Source organism: Alkalihalobacillus sp. NPDC127517 (assembly GCF_050276055.1).
GTDB lineage: Bacteria > Bacillota > Bacilli > Bacillales > Bacillaceae_D > Alkalicoccobacillus.
Window position 1 is genome coordinate 266,062 of sequence record NZ_JBNNQX010000004.1, and the last position, 23,412, is coordinate 289,473.

General features: G+C 41.3%; 21 protein-coding genes. 5 read left to right on the plus strand and 16 right to left on the minus strand.

All coding sequences use genetic code 11. The features are described from left to right. Positions 1–49 precede the first annotated feature (49 nt). Positions 50–2,611 (plus strand): CBS domain-containing protein, encoded by a 2,562-nt coding sequence (locus ACQKKO_RS07260; RefSeq protein ID WP_498645721.1) that lies wholly within the window; start codon positions 50–52, stop codon positions 2,609–2,611. 18 nt (positions 2,612–2,629) lie between these two features. On the opposite strand, the gene ACQKKO_RS07265 is transcribed toward ACQKKO_RS07260, so the two are convergent. Beyond that, complete coding sequence (locus ACQKKO_RS07265) at positions 2,630–3,325, minus strand: hypothetical protein (protein WP_498645722.1); 696 nt, start codon at positions 3,323–3,325, stop codon at positions 2,630–2,632. Positions 3,326–3,473: 148 nt separating this feature from the next. On the opposite strand from ACQKKO_RS07265, the gene ACQKKO_RS07270 reads away from it, so the two are divergent. Beyond that, the gene (locus ACQKKO_RS07270; protein WP_498645725.1) at positions 3,474–4,544 is read left to right on the plus strand and encodes a DUF3900 domain-containing protein; all 1,071 of its coding nucleotides are present in this window, start codon (positions 3,474–3,476) and stop codon (positions 4,542–4,544) included. Positions 4,545–4,591: 47 nt separating this feature from the next. Here the strand turns inward: ACQKKO_RS07270 and asnB are convergent, their stop codons facing one another. The 3 genes from asnB to ACQKKO_RS07285 all read right to left on the minus strand — a co-directional run bounded on the left by asnB (position 4,592) and on the right by ACQKKO_RS07285 (position 8,989). Then, a complete protein-coding gene (gene asnB / locus ACQKKO_RS07275; protein WP_498645727.1) occupies positions 4,592–6,490 on the minus strand; it encodes an asparagine synthase (glutamine-hydrolyzing) in 1,899 nt (632 codons plus the stop codon). Between the two features lie 296 nt (positions 6,491–6,786). Beyond that, complete coding sequence (gene fabF, locus ACQKKO_RS07280) at positions 6,787–8,025, minus strand: beta-ketoacyl-ACP synthase II (RefSeq protein WP_498645729.1); 1,239 nt, start codon at positions 8,023–8,025, stop codon at positions 6,787–6,789. Between the two features lie 25 nt (positions 8,026–8,050). Then, complete coding sequence (locus ACQKKO_RS07285) at positions 8,051–8,989, minus strand: beta-ketoacyl-ACP synthase III (RefSeq protein ID WP_498645731.1); 939 nt, start codon at positions 8,987–8,989, stop codon at positions 8,051–8,053. A gap of 189 nt (positions 8,990–9,178) precedes the next feature. On the opposite strand from ACQKKO_RS07285, the gene ACQKKO_RS07290 reads away from it, so the two are divergent. Further along, positions 9,179–9,448 carry a hypothetical protein gene (locus ACQKKO_RS07290; RefSeq protein WP_498645733.1) on the plus strand — a complete coding sequence of 90 codons (270 nt, stop codon included), beginning with the start codon at positions 9,179–9,181 and terminating at the stop codon, positions 9,446–9,448. Positions 9,449–9,479: 31 nt separating this feature from the next. Here ACQKKO_RS07290 and ACQKKO_RS07295 read toward each other — a convergent pair whose 3' ends face one another. From ACQKKO_RS07295 to ACQKKO_RS07305, 3 genes are all read right to left on the minus strand, one after another. Further along, the gene (locus ACQKKO_RS07295; RefSeq protein ID WP_498645734.1) at positions 9,480–9,800 is read right to left on the minus strand and encodes a hypothetical protein; all 321 of its coding nucleotides are present in this window, start codon (positions 9,798–9,800) and stop codon (positions 9,480–9,482) included. A 60-nt stretch (positions 9,801–9,860) separates the two neighbouring features. Further along, the gene (locus tag ACQKKO_RS07300) at positions 9,861–10,052 is read right to left on the minus strand and encodes a ComZ family protein (protein WP_498645736.1); all 192 of its coding nucleotides are present in this window, start codon (positions 10,050–10,052) and stop codon (positions 9,861–9,863) included. Between the two features lie 291 nt (positions 10,053–10,343). Beyond that, entirely contained in the window at positions 10,344–10,547 is a 204-nt protein-coding gene (locus tag ACQKKO_RS07305; RefSeq protein WP_498645738.1) for a hypothetical protein, read from the minus strand. A gap of 177 nt (positions 10,548–10,724) precedes the next feature. Here ACQKKO_RS07305 and ACQKKO_RS07310 point away from each other — a divergent pair, with 177 nt between their 5' ends. Further along, positions 10,725–12,320 carry a peptide chain release factor 3 gene (locus ACQKKO_RS07310; RefSeq protein WP_498645740.1) on the plus strand — a complete coding sequence of 532 codons (1,596 nt, stop codon included), beginning with the start codon at positions 10,725–10,727 and terminating at the stop codon, positions 12,318–12,320. 121 nt (positions 12,321–12,441) lie between these two features. Then, a complete protein-coding gene (locus ACQKKO_RS07315) occupies positions 12,442–12,810 on the plus strand; it encodes a VOC family protein (protein WP_498645742.1) in 369 nt (122 codons plus the stop codon). Position 12,811: 1 nt separating this feature from the next. Here the strand turns inward: ACQKKO_RS07315 and ACQKKO_RS07320 are convergent, their stop codons facing one another. The 9 genes from ACQKKO_RS07320 to argJ all read right to left on the minus strand — a co-directional run bounded on the left by ACQKKO_RS07320 (position 12,812) and on the right by argJ (position 23,408). Further along, the gene (locus tag ACQKKO_RS07320; protein WP_498645744.1) at positions 12,812–13,708 is read right to left on the minus strand and encodes an NAD-dependent epimerase/dehydratase family protein; all 897 of its coding nucleotides are present in this window, start codon (positions 13,706–13,708) and stop codon (positions 12,812–12,814) included. A 49-nt stretch (positions 13,709–13,757) separates the two neighbouring features. After that, positions 13,758–14,501 carry a hypothetical protein gene (locus tag ACQKKO_RS07325; RefSeq protein WP_498645746.1) on the minus strand — a complete coding sequence of 248 codons (744 nt, stop codon included), beginning with the start codon at positions 14,499–14,501 and terminating at the stop codon, positions 13,758–13,760. Positions 14,502–14,706: 205 nt separating this feature from the next. Then, positions 14,707–14,886, minus strand: a complete 180-nt coding sequence (locus ACQKKO_RS07330) for a YjzC family protein (protein WP_498645748.1) — start codon at positions 14,884–14,886, stop codon at positions 14,707–14,709. 57 nt (positions 14,887–14,943) lie between these two features. Next, positions 14,944–15,894 carry an ornithine carbamoyltransferase gene (gene argF / locus ACQKKO_RS07335; protein WP_498645750.1) on the minus strand — a complete coding sequence of 317 codons (951 nt, stop codon included), beginning with the start codon at positions 15,892–15,894 and terminating at the stop codon, positions 14,944–14,946. A 19-nt stretch (positions 15,895–15,913) separates the two neighbouring features. Beyond that, positions 15,914–19,057, minus strand: a complete 3,144-nt coding sequence (gene carB / locus ACQKKO_RS07340; RefSeq protein ID WP_498645751.1) for a carbamoyl-phosphate synthase (glutamine-hydrolyzing) large subunit — start codon at positions 19,055–19,057, stop codon at positions 15,914–15,916. Beyond that, complete coding sequence (locus ACQKKO_RS07345) at positions 19,050–20,132, minus strand: carbamoyl phosphate synthase small subunit (RefSeq protein ID WP_498645752.1); 1,083 nt, start codon at positions 20,130–20,132, stop codon at positions 19,050–19,052. Before ACQKKO_RS07345 ends, carB begins: the two co-directional genes overlap by 8 nt. A 64-nt stretch (positions 20,133–20,196) precedes the next feature. Then, positions 20,197–21,351, minus strand: a complete 1,155-nt coding sequence (argD, locus tag ACQKKO_RS07350; protein ID WP_498645753.1) for an acetylornithine transaminase — start codon at positions 21,349–21,351, stop codon at positions 20,197–20,199. 21 nt (positions 21,352–21,372) lie between these two features. Further along, positions 21,373–22,155, minus strand: a complete 783-nt coding sequence (gene argB, locus ACQKKO_RS07355; protein WP_498645754.1) for an acetylglutamate kinase — start codon at positions 22,153–22,155, stop codon at positions 21,373–21,375. A 17-nt stretch (positions 22,156–22,172) separates the two neighbouring features. Next, complete coding sequence (argJ, locus tag ACQKKO_RS07360) at positions 22,173–23,408, minus strand: bifunctional glutamate N-acetyltransferase/amino-acid acetyltransferase ArgJ (protein ID WP_498645756.1); 1,236 nt, start codon at positions 23,406–23,408, stop codon at positions 22,173–22,175. Between the last annotated feature and the right edge of the window lie 4 nt (positions 23,409–23,412).

Here is a 23,412-nt window from a genome sequence, read left to right on the forward strand (position 1 = left end):
TCTTTTGCTACAATAAAGAAAGATTATAGATATGAGGAGACTCTATTAGATGAAATTACTTGCCTCTCATGTACAAATAGATTTTGATGGGCTGGCTTCATTAATTGCTGCCCAAGCCTTATATCCTGATGCCACCATTGTCCTTCCCTCACAACAACAGGAGAGCGTAAAACAAGTCCTTTCGTTGTATCGGGATACATTTAAAGCGGAAGCGATTGAAAAAATCGATTGGGGTGAGGTCACGGATATTGTGATTGTTGATGCTTCTTCACTTAAACGCTGTGGCATCCCTCAGGAAAAGCTGTCAGCTCTTAATACGTTAACAATCTATGACCATCACCAAACGGATCCAGATTCTTTTGCTACCAAAGTGGTTCAGGAACCTGTTGGTGCCTGTGCGACTCTGCTTATAGAGAAGTTCCAAGAACAGAACATTACGTTAAAGCCTTCAGAAGCATTATTACTCGGACTTGGGTTATACAGTGATACTGGTTCATTTCAACATATGCAAACAACAGAGCGAGACTTATCCGCTGCTGCCTATCTTTTATCTCAAGGGATGGACCTGGACGTAATGAAGCCATTTCTAGAAGACCATTTAACAGATACACAGGAATTACTGTATCAACGATTAATTAAATCTATCGACATATATGAAGAAAATGGCTTAGAGATCGCTATTTGTTCCACAACTTGTGATTCATTCATTAGCGGGCTCGCTCCAATAACTGAACGATTAGTTAACACTCTTAAGGCAGATACTGTTTTATCTGTTGTTCAAATGGGGTCAAACACTTACATAACAGGCAGAAGTCAAACCATGCGAGTGAATATTAAAAAGATCATGACGGCGTTTGGAGGCGGTGGACATGCTCAAGCCGCTGCCGCCTCCGTTAAAAGAGGAGTTGTACAGGATGTTCTTGAACAAGTGAAGTCTGAGCTTCCCTCAGCCATTCAACCTGCCATTACTGCAGGCATGATCATGAGTTCTCCAGTGCATACGATTGAAGAAAGCAACACCCTAGACGATGCGGCTGATGCCTTAATAAGATATGGGCACACAGGTATGCCAGTTTTAAACGCAACTGGGCAATTGTCGGGAGTTCTTTCGCGAAGGGATTTGGATAAGGCTCAACGTCACGGATTGGGACACTCCCCTATTCACTCTTACATGACAAAAGAGGTGCTTACATTAGGTCCAGAGGCATCACTTGAAACCATTCAAGAGTTAATGATTACCCATAATATTGGTCGCATCCCAATCGTAGATCACAAATCGTTAGTAGGTGTTGTATCAAGGTCCGATGTTCTTTCCATTTTACACGACGAAGCCAAACGAAAGCATTTCGAGTCAGAAGCTGAGCGGCTCTCCACACATGCCTTACAAAAAGCACTGGCTCAGCATTTTGATCCAGCCATCTTTGATTTACTTGTACTTATAGGTAATACAGCCAGCGATTATGGTTATAAAAGCTATCTGGTTGGAGGTGGCGTGCGTGACGTGTTACTTGGTCGCTCAAATGAAGATGTGGATATTGTTATCGAAGGAAATGCCATTGAATTTGGTGAACAACTAGTCGCTATTCATGGCGGTAGTACAAAGGCACATCAAAGCTTTGGGACAACCACTTGGACGACTCCATCAGGAATAAAAGTCGACCTTGCTACTGCACGGTCTGAACACTATGAGCAGCCTGCTTTGTTACCTGAAGTATCACCATCAAGTATAAGAGAGGATTTATCAAGGCGAGACTTCACGATAAATGCCATGGCCATTAGTCTCCATCCTGATACCTTTGGAGAGCTTTTAGATCATTTCCAGGGTCAACGTGATTTAAAAAATGGTCATATTCGAATTCTTCATTCACTTAGCTTTATTGAAGATCCAACGAGAATCTTCCGAGCGGTTCGGTTTGCCAATCGATTTACTTATCAGCTTCACCCTGAAACAGAAGCACTTGCAAAAGGAGCAAAAGCCTCACTACTTGGTTTATCCGCAAGCCGGGTGATGCACGAAATGGATTTAATGAAACAAGAAGATCAACTTCTATCTTCTTTTCACTCATTAGATCAACTTGATGTTTGGCATACTCTTCTTAAGACTGAAACGACTGAAAACAAGTGGACGCATATTAACCAATTAATGACACACGGATTTGTTGAGCCATTTCTATTTATGGCTGCGCTCTGCTATGAGGGAAATGGAGGTTTTGCTGAAGCTATTGACTACTATGCGTTAACGAGTATAGACCAACGTCTGCTTCGCACTGTCAGAGAAGCCGACATTTATCAAGACGTGGACAATCAAACGCTAGGAGAGTGGCATAAGCAGATCCACACCCTATCAGCGAGAGACCTACTATTTATTGCAACTAAGCCTGACTTTCAGTATAGTGAAACACTCATTGCTTATCTTCAAAAGCGCGATCACTTAGCTCCACTTCTTGCGGGAAAAGATCTTGTAACAGAGTTAAATCTTGACCCTGGACCAATCTTTTCTTCTATCCTCACTGGAGCGTATAGTCTTCAACTGGATGACAAACTGTCGACCAAGCAAGAAGCACTTGATTGGGCAAACGAATATTACAAAAAAAACGCTGACTTATTTTAAAGTTAGCGTTTTTTATCATTAATGAACAAGACCGTCCAGTAGGTGGGCTATATATACTTCGATACTTGTCACCAAAAAAAAGAAGGAAAAGATCGAATAGAGTAAGATGAGCACGGCCAAGCAAAGCGTAAGCAATAAAGGTTTCGCACGATCTCTCTTTAAATAATACAACTGTAACATGTATAAAAGAATTAAAACATAAACAGGAGTTGCCATACCTATGAAATATAAAAAGCTCGCTCCAAATGCCATACCGCCAAAGCCTAAGATACTTGCTTTCGTTAGTAGAGCTAAGCCTATTAATAGATTGACAGTATGGATAAAAACTCTTTTATCCTTTACCGAACCTCTAAAAAGTAAGAATGCTAATATCATGATGTTTAAACAAATAGCGATTAACAGAAGCAAAGGAAACATATACTGTTCACCATAAACAAGGTTTAAAGCACGGTACGAACTATAGAATAAGATAAAAAGTTGAACGTATAAAACACTATAAAGCCATTGCCGCTTAAAATCTGGTTTCAAAGAGAAAATAAATACGAGAATATGGAGAGCAACTAGTAGAATGAATTCGATTGAAGAAATAACAGAATGAAAAAATCCGGCAAACGAATAAATTCCAAACGTACTACTTAACCCTGCAAGACATAAAGCGGCCAATAAGATTCGCTCAAACGGAAAAAGATTCCCCTTCCCGATTTCCTTATCCATGTAATAATTCCTTTCATTGGATGATATGTTTGATCTTATTTTATGTCTAACTCTCCTTCATTACAACAAAAAATTAGAAATTGACGCTCCCTCTCGCTTCTCCTATACTAGTACCATTGCCTAACTTTCTTTAGAGGAGTTTATCCACATGGATTTTGAAATACAGTTTTTGTCCTTTTATTTAATTACGGTAGATGGTCGCGATGAGCAAGCAGACAAACGATTTAAGCATTTTAAAACGCTCGACAAACACGAATTTGAGCATAGTGAAATGAAGGACTTTCTTGATGGGGAGCTTAAGAAAATTGTGAAGCGAAAAGCCGAGCATCATCCTAAGTCCGATCAAGTCCCAACGAAGATCGGTCATTTTGTCACAGAGCCTGGTCACCCACTTGAATCAAATCCGAATTATGCGTTGCTTCACAAAACACGCTTTGCCGAGACAAAAGAAGACTTTAAAAATGTGAGTGAACAGCTTGTACGCATTTATCTAAATACGAGCGCAGTGCGTGGTGGAGTCTTTCTTGTGGCTACTGCCATTCCGCGAAAGTTCTTTGATGACTCTTTTGTATTTATTATGAAATGTGACTTTGAACCGAAAGTAGCTTCCATTGCTGATGAAGCTTCCCTCATTCAGAAAGTGGAGTATGCGATTACCACTAAAAACATGAAGTCGATTCAGTATCCCTATATGCCTGAAGAAGGCATGCTTGAACATACAGAGGTGAAGATTCATCAAGCCTCCCATGCCAGGTATTTTGAAGACTTCTTAAAGTATGTAGAATACGGAGAATCCTTACCTGTCATTATGAAAACCCAGGTCATGAATATGGTTCAGGAGCATGTATATGAAACATATGAGGAACAGAGCGAAGAGCGGCAGAAGTTTGAGCACGATCTTGAAATTTGGGAAGGAAGCGAAACGCGTGAGCTTCAGGAACGCTTGGATACGCATCAAGTGATGGAAGCTGCCGCTCAAATTGTTGATCATACACCAGAAGCCGAAATTAAGATGAAGGTTGGAGAAACGTCGATTAAAGGGCTCCTTGCTGACTTCGGTGAATCCATTCATCTCGGAAAAATAAATGGACGTTATGTGCTACTTTTAGATGCCGAAACCATTCAATTTGAAAAAGGGGTTTCCCCTATTGAATTTCATAAACCCGATGACTTACATCACATTATAGAAAAGCTCGCTCAAAAACCATCAAATCAATAAAGGTAAAAAGACTTCTTTCCACGTGTTGGAAAGAAGTCTTTTTGCGATTAGCTTGTTTTCAATTGTAACTGAGACATTTCTTCAACAGCCTGCTTAATGCTACCGCTGTTTTGAATGTATAGCGAATGCCAGATTAAGAAACAAAGAATCGTCCATAGCTTACGACTATTGTCTCTCTTCCCTGCCGCATGCTCTTCAAGTAAAGCGAGGGCTTCTTTTTGATTAAAAATGGTCCCTGCTGCTTGGTTGATTGTTAAAATATCCTTTGCCCAATCGTATAGCTCATTTTTCAGCCAATGACGAATCGGAACTGGGAACCCTAGCTTTTTGCGGTTTAAGATTGAATCTGGAACCACACCTTTAATCGCTTCACGAAGTACATACTTTGTTGTTCCGTTTGCGATTTTTGCGGATTCTGGAATTCGGCTTGCGACCTCAAATACCTCTTTATCTAAAAATGGTACACGTAACTCAAGTGAATGAGCCATCGTCATTCGGTCAGCCTTCACTAAAATATCTCCTGGTAACCACGTATGCAAATCAATGTATTGCATTTTAGTGGAATCTGTATAGGAAATCGCTTTTTGATAAAGCCCTTTCGTTAAATCAGTAAAGGAATAATCATTGTGATACGTTCTTAGTATTTGCTCTTTTTCAAGTTCTGTAAAAATCTTTGCATTCCCGATATAACGCTCTTCAATTGGCGTTGTCCCGCGAAGGAGATAGCTGCGTCCACGCATTCCCTCAGGTAATCCTAGTGCCATTTTATTAATCGTGCGTTTCATTTGGCTTGGCCAACGATTAAAATATCGAAGTGCTTGCGGCTCGCGGTAGATGTTATATCCACCAAACAGCTCGTCCGCTCCTTCACCAGACAGAACAACCTTTACATGTTTGCTGGCCTCCTTTGCAACAAAATAAAGAGGTACTGCTGCTGGGTCAGCAACCGGGTCATCCATATGCCAAATGATCTTAGGTAGTTCACGAATGAATTCTTCAGGTGTGATGTGCTTATGAATATTCTCGACGCCTAACTTCTCGGCCGAATCTTTTGCAATGTTCACTTCACTAAAGCCTTCGTGGTCAAAACCTACTGTAAAGGTTTTAAGATTAGGATTGTGTTCTTTAGCAAGTGCTACAATCGTTGTCGAATCAATTCCACTTGAAAGGAATGCTCCGACAGGCACATCACTACGCATGTGCTTCGCTACTGAATCCTTTAACACTTCAATTGTTTGCTTTGCATAGCTTGAGAGTGATTCGTTTCCTTGATGGAAGCTTTTTGTATAATAGGCTTTAATCTTTGCAGGCTGATCCTTTTTCTTCGTCAGCATATGACCTGGCTCAAGCTTTTGAACAGATGGCGCTAAGCTCATAGGCTCAGGAACGTACTGATAAGTTAAATAATGCTGGATGCCTTCTGTAGAAATCTCAAGCTGCGGATCAATCATACGAATGCTTTTTAACTCAGAGGCAGCAATAAGTCTTTCACTTGTCTCTATGTAATAAAAAGGCTTGATCCCAAATGCGTCACGTGCACAGAATAATTCTTCACGCTCATCATCCCAAATCATAAACCCAAACATTCCTCTAAGCTCTTTGACGCAGTCTTGTCCTTTTTGTGCGTATAATGCAACAATTACCTCTGTATCTGTATGCGTTTGAAATTCATACCCTGCTTCAATTAGATTCGCACGAAGCTCTTTATAGTTATAAATCTCACCGTTAAAAATGATGTGATACTTGTTTTGATAAGACAGCGGCTGTGTACCATGCTCTAGGTCAATGATACTTAGTCGTTTAAAACCAAAAGATATATAGTTGTTTTTGTATGTCCCAGTTGAATCTGGTCCTCTATGATGAATCGCTTCAAGTGCTTCTAACCATTTATCTTCATGGATAAATGAAGCACCTCCTGTAATCATTTCACCAATAAATCCGCACATATCTGTTCCTCCAACTGTTTAAACTCCAGAATATCGCTGTTCGGAAAAAGAGAAATAGATCTCTTTCATCACATGTTAAGCTTAAAAAATCTAGAATTCAATTACCTGTATTTACCTCAAATATTTCATTTGCGTTACAAACGATAATGATTTGTACACCTCATCTTACTTGATATGTTCTCTAAAGAAAACCCATTTTTCGATATTTTATATATTTTTTACAACAGAACAAGAGTTCGGAAATAAGTTAAAAAAAGAGTGCCACCTTGGACACCCTTTTCTTACCGCTTATTCTCTTAAACATACTTCTTAAAGATTAATGTCGCATTATGTCCACCAAAACCAAGTGAATTACTTAATACAGCATCAACCTCTGCGTTTCGTGCTTTATTTGGAACATAGTCCAAGTCACAATCCGGATCGGGTGTCTCATAATTAATTGTTGGCGGTAGTACCTGTTCCATTATCGCCTTAATAGAGAAGATCGCTTCTACAGCACCAGCTGCTCCAAGTAAATGACCAGTCATTGATTTAGTAGAGCTCACCGCCATGTTGTAAGCATGCTCTTTAAAGACAGACTTAATGGCCATCGTTTCAAATTTCTCGTTCATTGGTGTACTCGTTCCGTGCGCATTCACATATTGAATCTCTTCCGGCTTAAGACCTGCATCATCTAACGCCATTTGAATCGCACGTGCCCCACCTTCTCCACCAGGAGCAGGAGCTGTAATATGATGAGCATCTCCTGAAGCACCATACCCAACAATTTCAGCATAAATGTGAGCACCACGTGCTTGAGCAGATTCTAAGCTTTCTAGGATAAGAATTCCTGATCCTTCTCCCATAACAAATCCATCACGGTTTGCATCAAATGGTCTAGAAGCTGTAGCCGGGTCCTCATTATGCGTAACGGCTTTCGCTGAACAGAATCCAGCAATCGACATGTTTGTAATTGGCGCTTCGGCACCACCTGTAATCATGGCATCAGCATCTCCACGCTGAATTACTTTAAATGCATCTCCAATGGAGTTTGTCCCACTTGCACAGGCTGTAACGGAACAAGAGTTAACCCCTTTTGCACCAGTGATGATAGAGACCTGTCCAGAGGCCATATCAGGGATCAACATCGGCACAAAGAATGGACTAACACGACGTTGTCCTTTTTCAATAAAGTTATGGAACTGCTGCTCGTAGGTTTCCATTCCACCAATTCCTGAACCAATCCAAACCCCTATACGAGGTGCATTCGTCTCAGTAATCTCAAAGCCTGAATCTTTAAGTGCCATTAATGAGGCGGCTACCGCATATTGAGTAAAGCGATCCATTTTTCTTGATTCTTTCTTGTCCATAAATGAAGCTGGATCAAAGTCTGTAATCTCAGCAGCAACTTTCATTGGAAAGGCATCTGCATCCACGCGTGTTAGGGGACCTACTCCTGAAACACCTTCTTTAATTCCGTTCCACGTCGACTCTACATCAAGCCCAAGCGGGGTCACGGCTCCCATTCCTGTTACAACTACTCGTTTCTTTTCCATATTATCTACTCCTTTACGTAAGCTCTTATCTACCCCAACGAAGCGCCACCGCGCCCCATACTAAACCAGCACCAAAACCAACTAAAACAACGACATCTCCGTCTTTGATTTTGCCTTCATTTAATTCATCTACTAACGCCATCGGAATGGAAGCTGATGATGTGTTTCCATATTTTTTAACAGTGACAGACATTTTATCAACTGGTAAATCTAATTTCTCACGTGCTGATTCCATAATTCGGATGTTCGCTTGGTGTGGAATAAGATAATCCACGTCTTCCTTTGTTAAACCTGCTTTATCTATTACCTTTAAAGAAGATTCACCCATTTGACGAACAGCGAACTTAAAGACTTCACGACCGTTCATTTCCATGAATTCACCTTGTTTGTTAATATGCATCGCACCACCGCCATCAGAGCCTAGATCATAGGATAAAATTCCTTTTCCTTCTGACACGGGTCCAACAACAGCAGCACCAGATCCATCACCAAACAAAACAGCGGTGTTCCGGTCTGACATATCTGTAATCGTAGAAAGCTTCTCTACGCCAATGACTAAAACATGTTTGTAGGCACCATTCTCTATAAACTGTTGCGCCGTAACAATACCATAGATAAATCCAGCACAAGCCGCGCTGATATCCATAGCAGAAGCATTCACTGCACCTAGTCTCTTTTGTACAAGAGTGGATACCGTCGGGAACGCCATATCCGGTGTTACGGTTGCTACAAGGATTAAATCAATGTCTTCTGGCTTCACGTTCGCTTGATCTAATGCTTTAACAGCTGATTCATACGCCATATCAGATGTTTTCACATCATCACCAGCAAATCGACGTTCCTCTATTCCCGTTCTTGTACGAATCCACTCATCCGATGTATCTAAAACTTTCTCAAAATCTGCATTTGTAAATACTTTTTCAGGAACATAGCTACCCATGCCCAAAATTCCCGCATTCGTCATGTCTCTTTCTCCTCTCACAACGAGCGCTCACTCGCTGTTTCGACAAATTCTTAGTACCTGATACTAATTTTACTGTAAACTTTGCTTTCTGTCTAGACTGAACCTACGCTCAGATTCAGTGGAAAGGGGCGAATACCCCTACACATCAGGCTCTTTTAAACATACAGTAAAGAGAGGAGTTGATTTTTTGTGAGTGAACAAGACAATAAACGCGAGAATCAAGGTGATTTTTTTTCAAGCATGATGTTTGGTCGTAGACCAGAACCACCTAAAGAGGAAAAGAAAGAGAAAGAAACCAAACAAGACGCCAATCAGATTGAACAAGTAATTGAACTCGTGCAAGCGTTGGGTCCTGTACTGGAACAATTTGCTCCCGTTGCAACGGCGGCTAAAACATTCCTTTCAAAAAAATTAAAAGATTGGTCCGTTGATTCTAAAACAGACGATCCTAAAGAGTGAATCGATATCCGAGGATACGATTCCTCTTTTTTTATTCGTCACCAGCCATACGTTCCATTAATAAACGAAACCATTCGTCCATTTCTTTTTTTAGATGAGCTTCTTTGTCATTAGTAGGTGTAATACCTTGAACATCTTCATACGTTTGTAGAAATCCTTCAATGTCGTGAAGTCTGAGCTGGGCTAGGCCGATATTCACAAAAACACGCATTTGCTTAGCATCCCCTGCGCGCATGATTTCTGCAAATGGTTGAAGCTTTTCTAGGCCTTCCTTATCTTTCTTATCTCTTATTAATTCAATCCCCTTTTTCATTTCCTCGCCAAGCGCTTTTAACTTCGTTTCTTTATCCATTAAACTCAATCCTTTCTATAGAAAAAGACTCAAAACGTTTACCGTTCGAGTCTTATATATTTATTCTTTGATGCTTGCCTCTTCTTTTCCTAACTCATAGGCTTCTGTCATCACTTTTAGAAAAAGTTCCATCATCGGCTGTAAGTCTTCAAAGCCAAGTTCAATTCCTTTTTCTTGGAAAAACGCTTGTCCTTCAGGAAGATGCTTCATTGCCACCTGCATCAATTTCATATTAAGCTCTGGATTCGCCATGCTCTCCACCTCGTTCATTATTTTCTATACAAAGATACTATGTAGGTTGGTGAATCGCAAGTTTTAAGGTTGATACAACGAATATATCCGCTCCAGTGGGAGCTTCGCTTTCCGTGGGTGCGGCCTCAGCCTCCTACGCGGAAGTTCACCGCTTCATAGTCTTCACCACGCACTGTATCCGTTGGAGTCTACGGTTCTCCATTCGCTAGTTTACAGCTTTAAGACTAATGACTCGATTAGAATCATTAGTCTTTTGTAATCCATAATAAACTAGAACTAAATTAACCTTCCTTAACTCAACCCGCGTTGCTCGGTCAGATCCACAATTTTAACACTCATCACTTTAGATAGATTCACAAGCTCTCCTTTAATTGTCCACCAGTTTCCTTTAGCTTGAGTGATTTCATCCTCTAGTTGTTGGTAGGACTCCTTTGAAATCATAATTTGCTTTGAACTTGAATTCTCAAATTCGAATGTAATAATAAAGTCATGCATTTCTCATCGCTCCAATCATTAGATTCTCTCCCCTTCTTTACGAGAGAGCCTATAGATGATTTTCACTAAAATGAGGAATCTTAAACTTCAGATGAATTCAATCTCAATTATTGCTATAATAGAGGGCAGTGTGCATAGGAATGAATTAGGCTCAACTGATAGAAATGAGGACGGATCATGAATTATAAAGAATCAGTGAAAACAAGACGTACGTTTGCTATCATCTCTCACCCCGATGCCGGGAAAACCACGTTAACAGAGAAACTGTTGTTATTTGGTGGAGCCATTAGGGAAGCTGGTACCGTAAAAGGTCGTAAAAACAGCAAACATGCGGTGAGTGACTGGATGGAAATTGAGAAACAACGTGGAATCTCAGTAACGAGTTCGGTACTTGAATTTGAGTACGATGGATATAACGTCAATATATTAGATACACCTGGTCACCAGGACTTTAGTGAAGACACATACCGGACGCTGACCGCTGCCGATTCAGCAACAATGTTAATTGATGCTGCCAAAGGAGTAGAGGCACAAACGAAGAAGCTTTTTAAAGTGTGTCGGATGCGTGGCATTCCAATCTTTACATTTATGAACAAGCTGGATCGTCAAGGACGTGATCCTTTTGAATTAATGGAAGAGCTTGAAGACTTACTTGGCATTCGTTCCTATCCAATGGGCTGGCCAATCGGGATGGGGCAATCCTTTTCAGGAGTGTACGACCGTCATCAAAAGAAATTAGAGTTATATAACCCTAAAAATCCAAAAGACATTGATGTCATTCAATTAACAGGACCAAATGATCCTAAGTTGGATGAAGCCATCAACGATGAACAGCTAGTCGCCCAATTCCGTGAAGAAATTGAGCTTTTAGATGTTGCAGGTGATGAATATGATGCCGAGCTCATTGCTAAAGGCGAGCTAACACCGATGTTCTTTGGAAGTGCTGTATCAAGCTTTGGTGTACAAACGTATCTTGAGCATATGCTGACACTCGCACCAAGCCCTGTTCCACGTGAGAGCTCAAAAGGAATGATTGATCCACTTGAGCATGAGAAATTCTCTGGATTCATTTTTAAGATTCAAGCAAATATGAACCCTGCTCACCGTGACCGGATTGCGTTCTTACGTATTACTTCTGGGAAGTTTGAACGAGGTATGACCGTTAAGCATGTTCGGATTGGAAAAAACATGAAGCTTGCTCAACCTACACAATTACTTGCTCAATCAAGAAGTATTGTCGAAGAAGCCTATGCAGGGGATATTCTTGGGTTATTTGACCCAGGTAACTTACGCATTGGAGATACACTTGTTGAAGGAGATTCCTTTGAATTTGCGGAGATGCCACACTTCTCTCCTGAACACTTCAGTGCGATCTCTGTTAAAGAGGCGTTGAAGCATAAATCTTTTGAAAAAGGGATTCACCAACTAACTGAAGAAGGAGCTATCCAACTGTTCAAAACGTACAATCGCTTTGCAGAACAGCAAATAGTTGGTGTAGTTGGTGTGCTTCAGTTTGAAGTGTTGGAGCAACGACTAAAAAGCGAATACCATGTTGATATTCAACTGGACCGTCTACCGTTTACCTTTGCTCGTTGGGTCGTAGGACCGGCTGAAGCATTTGAGAAGTTTAAGAAAGCACAGAAAAACTTAGTGACGGATCGTGATTCTAGAATCGTTGCATTATTTGAAAATGAATTTCAGATGCGTACAGCGCAGGAGAAATACCCTGAGCTTTCCTTCCATGAAAATTCATTCTTTAAAACAGAAGAATAAGGTTAAAAAACCTAAAGCACCTGGAGCAACCGGGACGCTTTAGGTTTTTTCGTTTATCGACAGGATTCTACTTATGTCGCAACTCTCATCATGTACAATGTAAGAAAAAGGAGGAATAGATATGTCGACTTTTTTTAAACATATTCACCATGTACAACTAGCTGCACCCATTGGAGCTGAAGACGAGGCACGAACGTTTTATACAAAGGTACTTGGGTTTACTGAAGTTGAGAAGCCTGCTGAAATGAAGAAAAACGGCGGATGTTGGTTTGAGCAAGGAGATGTTTCTTTACACATTGGCATTGAAACGCCGTTTGTTCCAGCTGATAAAGCTCATCCCGCATTTTACACAGATGATCTTGAAGCCATTGTCCGCCATTTAGAAACATTTGGCGTCAAGATAGAGTTTGATACACGTTATCCAGGCTACAAACGTTTTTATGTGTACGATCCTTTCCAAAACCGAATCGAGATCCTTCAAAAACAATAAACTATCTCATTCTATTTCGTTTTTGAACATGTTCTTCCTGTTGTCGTATTCCTTCTTCTATTGAGATATCCGGCCTAAACTGCAAGTGTTCTTCGGCTTTTTTCGGCGAGAGTGAGGATTTTGTTTGAGACGCTTTGAGAAGCTCCTCCCCTGCTCCGAGTTGTTTTGCTCCAATAAACCATTGATCACGTTTTCCAGAGGTTAAGTGATACATGCTTGATTGATCTCCTTGGCCTGCTACCTGAACAAATCCCTTTACGGCATCTGTCACAAAAAGGGCATCCAACGTAGATCGATCTTGATAGATTTCTTCCTCGTTATTCAGTAATTGAGCAAAGGTCATGTCAGCGCGTTGCCACGGTCCATACACCGTTGGTAATCGGAGAATCGCATATCTAAGCTGATGGGCAACCGCTTCTTTTGCAATACTTTGTTCGAGTTCATATTTAATCAGACCATATGGTGAAGTCGGTTGTGGTGGCGTCTCTTCTGTAATAAGTCCTGGAACATCTCCATATACTTCAACGGTTGATGGAAAAATGAGCATGGCATCCTTTTTCATTGATTGACAAATGGTTTGAATCCACTTTGTTGCCTGCTGAACAGTTTGGTTTTTTAGTTGCCATTTACTTTCAAGTGAAACAGGTGAGGCCATATGAAAGACGGTATCGGCCTCTTTTAGTTTTGCATACATGCGCTCATCTTTATCATCCAAATCACCTAGCATCCATTCAAAGGATGCATTTCGTCCCACATACATCAGCTTTTCATCCAGCTCCGGGTATGCGTGTGGATCTTGCTTTTCAATACAAACCACTTCCACCCCATTCTCTAGAAGCTCCTGACATAGGTGGAATCCAATAAATCCTAAGCCTCCAAGTACAACAGCCCTTCGCACATACATTCTCCTTTCAATAGCTTTGACCCTCTCTGTTGAACAAAGAGGGTCATAACATTTGTTCATGTTTCTGAAAAAAATGAACAGTCGGCTCACTAATCGCATCAAAACGTCTTGTTGAGCTAAAAAGCTTTAACTGTACAGAATGCTTATGCTTTAACAGCTCACCCTCGAGTCTTCTTGAATGATTTGGCAGCGGGTAACGTCTTTCATTCACTTGATGAATTAACATCAGGGGCGGCCAGACTTTCGTAAGAGGTGGATTGGATATATGTCGAACCCATTGATGATTAATTCGTTCTGACTTTACACCATAGGCTTGAGATAATTCGTGCTTTAATTTTTTATAATACAGCTTGTTCTGATATTCAAATTCATAATAAGCTTCTAAATAAATACAAGGATTAAAAAATAACATGGACCGGATAGCCGTTCGTCCTCGTGAAACTAATTTAAGAGCAGTAATTGCCCCTGTTCCCTCGGCTAAAAGGTGAATGTGTTTGTTTAATATTTCTGTTTTAAGCAGATGTTGTACAAGCTGTTCACAATACGTACATGCTGCATCGTTCCCCCACTGCTTCGGATCTAGCTCCGTCGTCAAGATGGTGTATCCTCTAGCAAGTAAATAATCCATAAAATTCCTTTTCTCAGGATGGTTTTCCCATATACAACTAGCTTCCTCCACGGTTCCATCCTGACCACTTAACAAAAAAACAGCAAAGCCGTTTGGTTTTTCCGGAAGAAACCTAACATTCCACTTACCCTTCCACTTAAAGTATCGTACGTCAACCATCGTGCATTCTCCTAATCATGACACTTATTGCTCTGGTTAGCGTATGCATTCGTGACCCATTATGGACCACCTATCTTGGAAATAAGGACAGCTCTTCTCCTTTTTCTCTTATCTATCCATTATGCATAAATCCTCTTAATTAGAATTCGTCCCCTAAAAAACCCTCGTAAAAGGGTAATCCTTTTTCGAGGGTTTCTATAAGAGGTTATGGTTTTCGTTTGTACGTCCATTTACGATCTTGGTTTGTTAATTCAGGGAATGAGTCGCCTGCTTTTAACCTAACAGATTGTGGTGCATTAACGGTACTACCTGTTTCACCAATTTCAACGTAAATCCCATTATTGGGTGCTTTTTGCCCCGAAATAAATTGACGACTTTGTCCCAAATGAATCCCCTCCTGGAACTAGTATGCCCGTTTGAATTCGATACGCATGCAGAAGGTTTAACCAATTAAGGCAGCTAAAATGGCTTGCTGCGCATGTAGGCGATTTTCTGCTTGATCATAGACAAATGAATGTCTCCCATCAATCACGTCGGATGTCACTTCTTCTCCACGGTGAGCAGGAAGACAGTGTAAGAACATATAATCCTCTTTAGCTGACGTAAGAAGCGCTTCATTCACTTGATACTTGGCAAGAGATTGCTCCCTTGTTGTTTGCTCTGCTTCAAAGCCCATGCTGGCCCATACATCTGTATAAATGACATCTGCATCTTTTGCTGCAGCAACCGGGTCGTTTGTTTCTTCAATGATTGCGCCCGTCTGTTTGGCGATTTCACGTACCTTTGCAACAATGTCTTGATCTGCCTTATGTTCATCTGGAGTAGCGACGACAACATGCATACCCATCTTCGCTCCAGTCACTAATAGAGAGTGAGCGACATTGTTTCCGTCTCCAAAGTAAGCAAGCTTAAGTCCAGCAAGCGTTTGTTTTTGTTCAAGAATGGTAAGAAGATCTGCCACAGCCTGGCACGGGTGATACGCATCCGTTAACGCATTGATCACTGGAACCGTAGCATAATGTGCAAATTCTTCAACCAACTCATGTGAATTTGTGCGAATCATTATCGCATCCAAATAACGTGATAATACCTGAGCCGTATCTCTTACTGGTTCGCCGCGGCCAATTTGCAAGTCACGCGGACTTAAAAACAAAGCGTGACCTCCCATTTGTGTTAAACCAACCTCAAAGGAAACACGCGTGCGAGTGGATGCATTCTCAAAAATCATACCAAGTGATTTGTCCGCAAGAACCCCTTTTTTTGATTCGGGGTTCTCTTTATAGGATTTTGCTGATTGAAGCAACTGTTTGATTTCATCTGGAGTGTAATCAAACAATGTTAGAAAATCACGGCCTGTTAATGTGTGAGCTGGTACTTCAGTAGTCTGTGACATGTTTTCTCCTTCTTCCCACTTATAAAACGGGAATTTGATCGTTTTGCATCCATTCCTGGAGCGAGAATAGCGTATTTGATGTAGCTGTGCGTCCTTGAAGCATGACATCCAGCGTATTTAATTCTGTAATGACAGTTAGTCGTTTTCCAAGTGCAGCTATCCGCTGTTCTTTTCCTTCCTTAAAACCAAGTTTCGGAAGACTGATTAGAGCAATGGCCTCTTTTTGATTCAGCCACTGATCAAACTCATTCCGTACAATAGTGAAACCATGATCTTCTAAAAGCTGTTGGTATGTTTCGAACTGCTCTTCATAATCCGAATGAATATCAACATATACTAAACCTTTAGACTGATACAAGGCTGGCTTTTGCCCTTGAGCCCAAGCAAATGCTTTTTTGTAAGCCTCAGGTAGTGATGTGCTAATACTAATTAATTCACCTGTTGATTTCATCTCTGCTTCAAGAAGTGGGTCGAGTCCAGATAGCTTTAAGTAAGAGAAAACAGGAGCTTTTACTGTAAAGAAAGATTGTTCAGGTGCAAATCCAGGTGTTAGACCTAGATCGTTTATACTCGATCCAAGAAGCAATTGAACCGTTCCATCAATGAGCTGAACGCCAGTGACCTTACTGAAGATCGGCACTGTTCTTGACGCACGCGGATTAATTTCAATCACGTACAGTTGACCCTGGTATAAGACAAACTGAACATTAAAGATTCCTTTAAAGTTCATTCCATTTGCAATTTGTTTTGTATAAGCCAGAATCGTTTCTTTCACTTCAGCAGACAACGAGAATGGTGGTGTCACAGCCATACTATCTCCTGAATGTACACCTGCTTTCTCAACATGTTCAAAGATTCCAGCAATGTAAACGTCCGTTCCATCTGTTAGAACATCGACCTCAAGCTCTTTTCCAGGATAATATGCGTCTAACAATAAAGGATACAGAACCGTTTCCTCTTTATTTAAATAAGCTGTAAGCTCTTCTTCTGTTGTACAGATAAGCATTCCCTGACCACCAATGACATAAGAAGGACGTATCAATAAAGGATAGCCAAGCTTTTTGGCACGTGCGAGAGCATCTTCTTTTGAGTCAGCTGTTTGTCCCGGAATATGCGGGACATGTACGTCATTCATAAAGCTGTAGAAACGGCCCCGGTCTTCAAGCATATCAATCGTATCAAAACTTGTTCCATAAACATGCACGCCTGCAGCTTCTAGACCTTCTAAAAGCGAAATAGCCGTTTGACCGCCAAGTTGAATGATCACACCTTCAACGTTTTCATGCTCGACAACTGCAAGCACATCTTCAACCGTTAGCGGTTCAAAATACAGACGATCCGCTGTTACATAATCCGTACTCACGGTTTCAGGATTGTTGTTCATAATGATCGTTTCGTACCCTAACTTACGCAGGCTATACGCACCGTGAACGGAACAATAGTCAAACTCAATTCCTTGCCCAATCCGAATGGGACCTGATCCTAGAATTAAGATTTTTTTGTTTGAGGAAGGAATAGCTTCATTCTCTCCGTCCCAGCTTGAATAATAATAAGCAGTTGATGCAGCAAATTCACCTGCACATGTATCTACCATCTTATAAGAAGGCTGTAAATCATGGGTTTTACGTAGCTCTCTCACTTCTGACTCTTCAACATTCCAGCTATCTGCTAAATGAGGGTCCGTAAACCCTAGTTTTTTATAATGTAAAAGCTCTTCCTTCAAAACGCTCATAAGCGACGTTTTTTTGATTTCTTTTTCTGCTTTCACTAAGCGGGCATAGGCTTGAAGGAAGTATGTGTTAATGCCTGTAGCACTAGCCATCTCCTCAACCGTAACCCCTTGTCTAAGGAGCTCAAGCATCGAGAAAAATCTCCGGTCGTCGGCTTCCTTTACAACTTGCCAATGCTGTTCAGTGGTCCAGTTCGCTAAGGCATTTAGCGAAAGTCCAGACGTTTTTAACTCAAGAGAACGAATGGCTTTTTGTAATGCCGCTTCTAAGTGACGCTCAATTGCCATGACTTCGCCTGTCGCCTTCATTTGTGTACCTAACAACCGATCGGCTTGCGTGAACTTATCAAATGGCCAACGCGGAAATTTAACGACTACATAATCAAGTGCTGGCTCGAAGCTCGCATACGTATGACCGGTTACCGGGTTCTTAAGTTCATGAAGCATATAACCAATGCTTAATTTGGCAGCCATTCTGGCAATGGGATAACCTGTTGCCTTTGAAGCAAGTGCAGAGGAACGACTTACCCGCGGGTTCACTTCAATTAAATAGTACTGCTTACTATTCGGATCAAGCGCGAATTGAATGTTACACCCTCCAACAATTCCTAGAGCGCGAATGATTTTAACCGATACAGTACGGAGCATTTGATACTCAACATCCGTTAGCGTCTGTGAAGGGGCAACAACAATCGAGTCTCCTGTATGAACTCCAACAGGATCAATATTCTCCATATTACAAACAGTAATACATGTGTCGTTTGAATCACGCATCACTTCATATTCAATTTCCTTAAACCCAGCAATACTTTTTTCAATTAAGCACTGATTGATTGGGCTTAGATCAAGACCACCCTCGACAATTTGAGCAAGCGCGTGCGTGTCCTTTGCAATGCCTCCACCAGCTCCACCTAATGTGTAAGCTGGTCTAACAATAATCGGATAACCAACCTTATCCGCAAAAGCTAAAGCTCCTTCAGCTGTTGTCACAATCTCACTTTCAGGTACAGGTTCGTTTAACTCATTCATGAGTGAGCGGAACAGATCCCTATCCTCTCCCTTTTTAATCGAATCAATCGGCGTTCCTAAAAGCTCAACATTGTTTGCTGCAAGAATACCTGAATCATGAAGCTCAAGTGCCAAGTTTAACCCCGTTTGACCTCCCAGTGTAGCAAGTAAGCCATCTGGTTTCTCTTTTTTAATGATTGCTTCAATACTTTCAACCGTTAGTGGTTCAAAATAAACAACATCAGCACACGCGTCATCTGTCATGACTGTTGCTGGGTTGTTATTCGCTAAAATCACTTTAATGCCTTCTTCTCTTAGCGCCATACACGCTTGTGTGCCGGCATAATCAAATTCCGCAGCCTGCCCAATAACAATGGGGCCAGAACCTATGACTAATACCGACTGCAGATCGCCTTTCTTATACATACAAGCTTTCTCTCCCTTGACTCATCATCTCTTTAAATACATTAAATAACGTTGCACTATCACTTGGTCCAGGATGTGCTTCTGGATGGAATTGCACCGATAACACTGGTAATGACTTATGTTCAAGTCCCTCAATGGACCCATCATTCACATTAAAGAATCGTGCTTGAAGCTCTGTTTGTGTAAGCGAGGCCTCATTTACCACGTAGCTATGGTTCTGAGAAGTCATATACACTTTATTCGTTTTCTGGTCAATCACTGGTTGATTGGCCCCTCTGTGTCCAAAGTTTAGTTTTTCTGTATTCCCACCAAACGCCAATGCTAAAAGCTGATGTCCCAAACAAATGCCAAGCGTCGGATAATGTTCAGCCATTTTACGGATTGTAGGAATATGTGATTGCAGCTGCTTTGGATTACCTGGTCCATTTGAAAGTAAAATGCCATCTGGCTTTAATGCGTCAATCGCTTCAAAGGATGTGTGATAGGGAACAACCGTCACCTTGTTACCACTAGCAACAAGTTCGTCAACGATGGACTTTTTGTATCCAAAGTCAACAAGAACGACATGTCGATCTCCCTCACCAAATGTTTGCTTTTCTTTAACTGCTACCGTTGATACAACATCCTGCTCTCCAAGTGGAAGCGAAGCGTTGAAATCAACCGTGTCAGGATTTGTTGTAAGAACAGCCCTCATATCTCCGTTTTTTCGGATTCGCTTTACAATTGCTCGTGTGTCCACTCCCGTTAGATAAGGAATTTTTGCTTGGGTAAGACAATCTGACAAAGGTTGGTTGGCCTCATAGTGATGACCTGTTTCATTTAGTTCACTGATAAGTAAGGCACTAGCTTGCGGTTTGAGACTTTCAAAGTCAGATTGATTAATCCCGTAATTTCCGATTAACGGATACGTAAACACGACCATTTGCCCTTTAAAGGAAGGATCACTTAATACTTCCTGATAGCCAGTCATGCCTGTAAAAAAGACGATCTCTGCGTGGACATCTTTACCTTCTTCTGCTTCAAATAATTGGCCGCTAAATGTTTCCCCTGTTTCAAGTACGACGTAGCCTTTCATGATACCCTCCTCATCACCTGTATAATTAATCTATTTTTTGTTTAAATATTCAAAGATAGCCACACTAAACAGCTGTTGATTGATTTTTGACAACTTCTGCAAGAATGGATGCGGCTTTCTTTAGTTCTTCATCTGTTGCAACGAGTGGTGGCAATAAGCGAATGACATTTGGTCCAGCTGGTAGAACCAACAAACCATTTTCTCTAGCCTTTGCGATATACTCTGCTACTGGTTCGTAACACTCGACTCCTGCAATTAATCCTAATCCACGAACTTCTTTTACATGAGAGGATCCCTCGAGCGCCTCATTTAAATAGCTTTCAAAGGCTTTCCCTTTTTTCACTATTTCTTCTAAGAAGGAAGCATCAAAAATTTCCAAGAGTACCGCGTTCACAACAGCCATTGCAAGTGGGTTTCCTCCGAATGTTGAACCATGGCTCCCTGGATGAAACGCAGGCTTCAAGTGAGCTTTACCAATCAAAGCACCAACTGGAAATCCGTTTCCGAGTCCTTTTGCAACGGTAATGATATCAGGTGAAAGATTAAAATGCTCATAACCAAATGCTTTCCCTGTACGGCCAATTCCCGTTTGCACTTCGTCCACAATAAGAAGAAGTGAATGTTCATTACATAGGGCTTGAAGGTTCTCTGCAAAATCTGCGTCCATTACTCTGACGCCACCCTCACCTTGAACAACCTCAATCATTACTGCTGCCGTTTCATCCGTAATTAAGCTCTTCACAGAATCCAAATCATTTAAATCAGCATAGCTGAAGCTCTCAAGCATCGTGCCATAGCCCTCATGGATTTTCGCCTGACCGGTTGCAGCCATGCTTCCCAATGTACGACCGTGAAAAGAGTTCTTTAAGCTAATAATATGTTGCTTGCCTGTATGTTTTCGAGCTAGTTTTATGGCGGCTTCATTGGCCTCAGTCCCACTGTTACAGAAAAACACATAGTCCCCGCTGCTATTTTCCGCAAGTAATGTAGCTGCTTGTTCCTGTCCGTCAATCTCAAACAAATTTGAGACATGCCATAATTGCTCAGCCTGTTTTTTTAAGGCATCAACGATCGTTGGATGACAGTGACCGAGATTACATACAGCAATACCGCCAATAAAATCCAAGTATTCTTTATCATTTGTATCGATTAATTTGGTCCCTTTTCCTGACTTAACATGGACATCCCATCTTTGATAGGTTGGAAATAATGAACTCATATGATCCCTTCTCTCTATTGTTTAGGAAACAGATGGTACCGTTTGTTTTATGATTTTTGTGCCGGATAATCCGTTACTAGCTGAAAAGACAGCATGCTTTCCGTTCACGATTCGCACAAATGGGAGGGATCCTTTTAAGCTATGCAAGGCTGCACGAACTTTTGGAATCATGCCCCCATATATCACACCACTTTGAATGAATTCATGAACCTCTTCTTCCGTGACTGTTTCAAGCGCTGCACCGTCTTTTAAGATGCCATCTACATCTGTTACAAAGATCAATTCGTTTGCTCCGAGTGCCTCTGCTATCGCTCCAGCTGCTGTATCTGCATTTACATTAAAATGTGTGCCATCTTCGTCGACTCCAATAGGCGCGATGACTGGGATTAATTGTTGATCAACTAATGAGTGAATGAGCTCTGCATTGACGTGTATTGGCTCCCCAACATATCCTAACTTCTCAACATCCACTGGCTTAACCATTAACAGGTTCGCATCACAGCCAGCTAATCCGATTGCTAAACTCTCGCCTTCCTGTGTTCGCTTCACAAGCTGTTTATTTACTCGTCCACATAAAACCATTTCTACCGTGTCCAAAACAACTGAAGTCGTTTTTCTAAGACCATCTACAAATTCACTTTTAATTGAAAGCTGTTCAAGCATTTGATTAATGTCTGGACCTCCGCCATGAACAAGAACAGGATGTTTGCCTTCTTGTTTAAGCTTTGTAATGCTTTGAAAAAAGTCATCCGACAATTGCTCTAACGTACTTCCACCACACTTTATAACAACAATTCCAGACATCGAATGCACCTCCTTATTTATGTGCGATATCCTGCATTTATTCGAACATAATCATAGGTTAGATCGCAGCCCCATGCTTTTCCAAATCCGTCTCCAACGTGTAAATCCACTTTAATGACCACAGTATCCTCATCTGTCATATAAGCTGTCGCTTGTTCCTCTGAGAAAACAAGTGGCTGACTTTGCAGGAGAGTCATTGTGCTTCCAATTGCAATATCAATCGTTTCAGGGTTAATTTTGCATTCACTGTAGCCAATCGCACAAATGATTCTTCCCCAGTTGGCATCCTTACCGAAAACAGCTGACTTCACAAGGTCCGAGCCGACAATTTGCTTTGCAACCTTGCCTGCTTCCTCATCATTTAATGCCCCGTTGACTTGTACTTCAATGAGCTTGGTTGCTCCTTCACCGTCACGTGCTATTTGCTTTGAAAGTGATTCACAGGCAAGCTTCAAGGCTTCGTAAAAAGAGGCCCAATCCGGATGATCTGGTGTGAGTGGGTCATTACCAGCAAGTCCTGAAGCCATTACAACCGCCATATCATTTGTTGATGTATCTCCATCGACTGTAATGCGATTAAATGTTTGGTTCGTAATGCCAGACAATGCTTTTTGCAGCTCATCTGATTCAATCACCGCATCTGTTGTAACAAATGAAAGCATTGTTGCCATGTTAGGGTGAATCATTCCTGATCCTTTCGCAACACCGCCAATGGAAACGGTCTGACCATCTATCACTGTTTGAAAGCAGGTTTGTTTTGTCGTTGTATCCGTTGTTAGAATCGCTTCATTAAACGTTTGTGCCGCACCTTCAATCGATGTTGGCTCTAATTGCTTAATCCCGTCCGTAATCTTTTGAATCGGTAAATATTCACCAATCACACCCGTTGAGGTAACAGCTACAAGATGCTCGGGGATGTTAAATTGTTGTGCTGAAGCATGACGCATGGTGTATGCATCCTTTAGTCCGCGTTCCCCCGTACATGCATTTGCATTCCCACTATTAACAACCAATGCCTGAATTTTATTCTCTACCGCAATCGATTCCTGTGTCACTTTAAGCGGTGCCGCTTGAATTTGATTTAGTGTGTAGACAGCCGCAACACTCGCTGGCACTTCACATAAAATCGCTCCAAGATCTTTGCGTTTCCGTTTTAACCCGGCATGAATACCTGCTGCCAAAAAGCCCTTTGGTGTTAAAATAGACCCTGACTCTATCTGTTTTACTTGATCTGTTTGTTTGGTTAAACTCATCTTT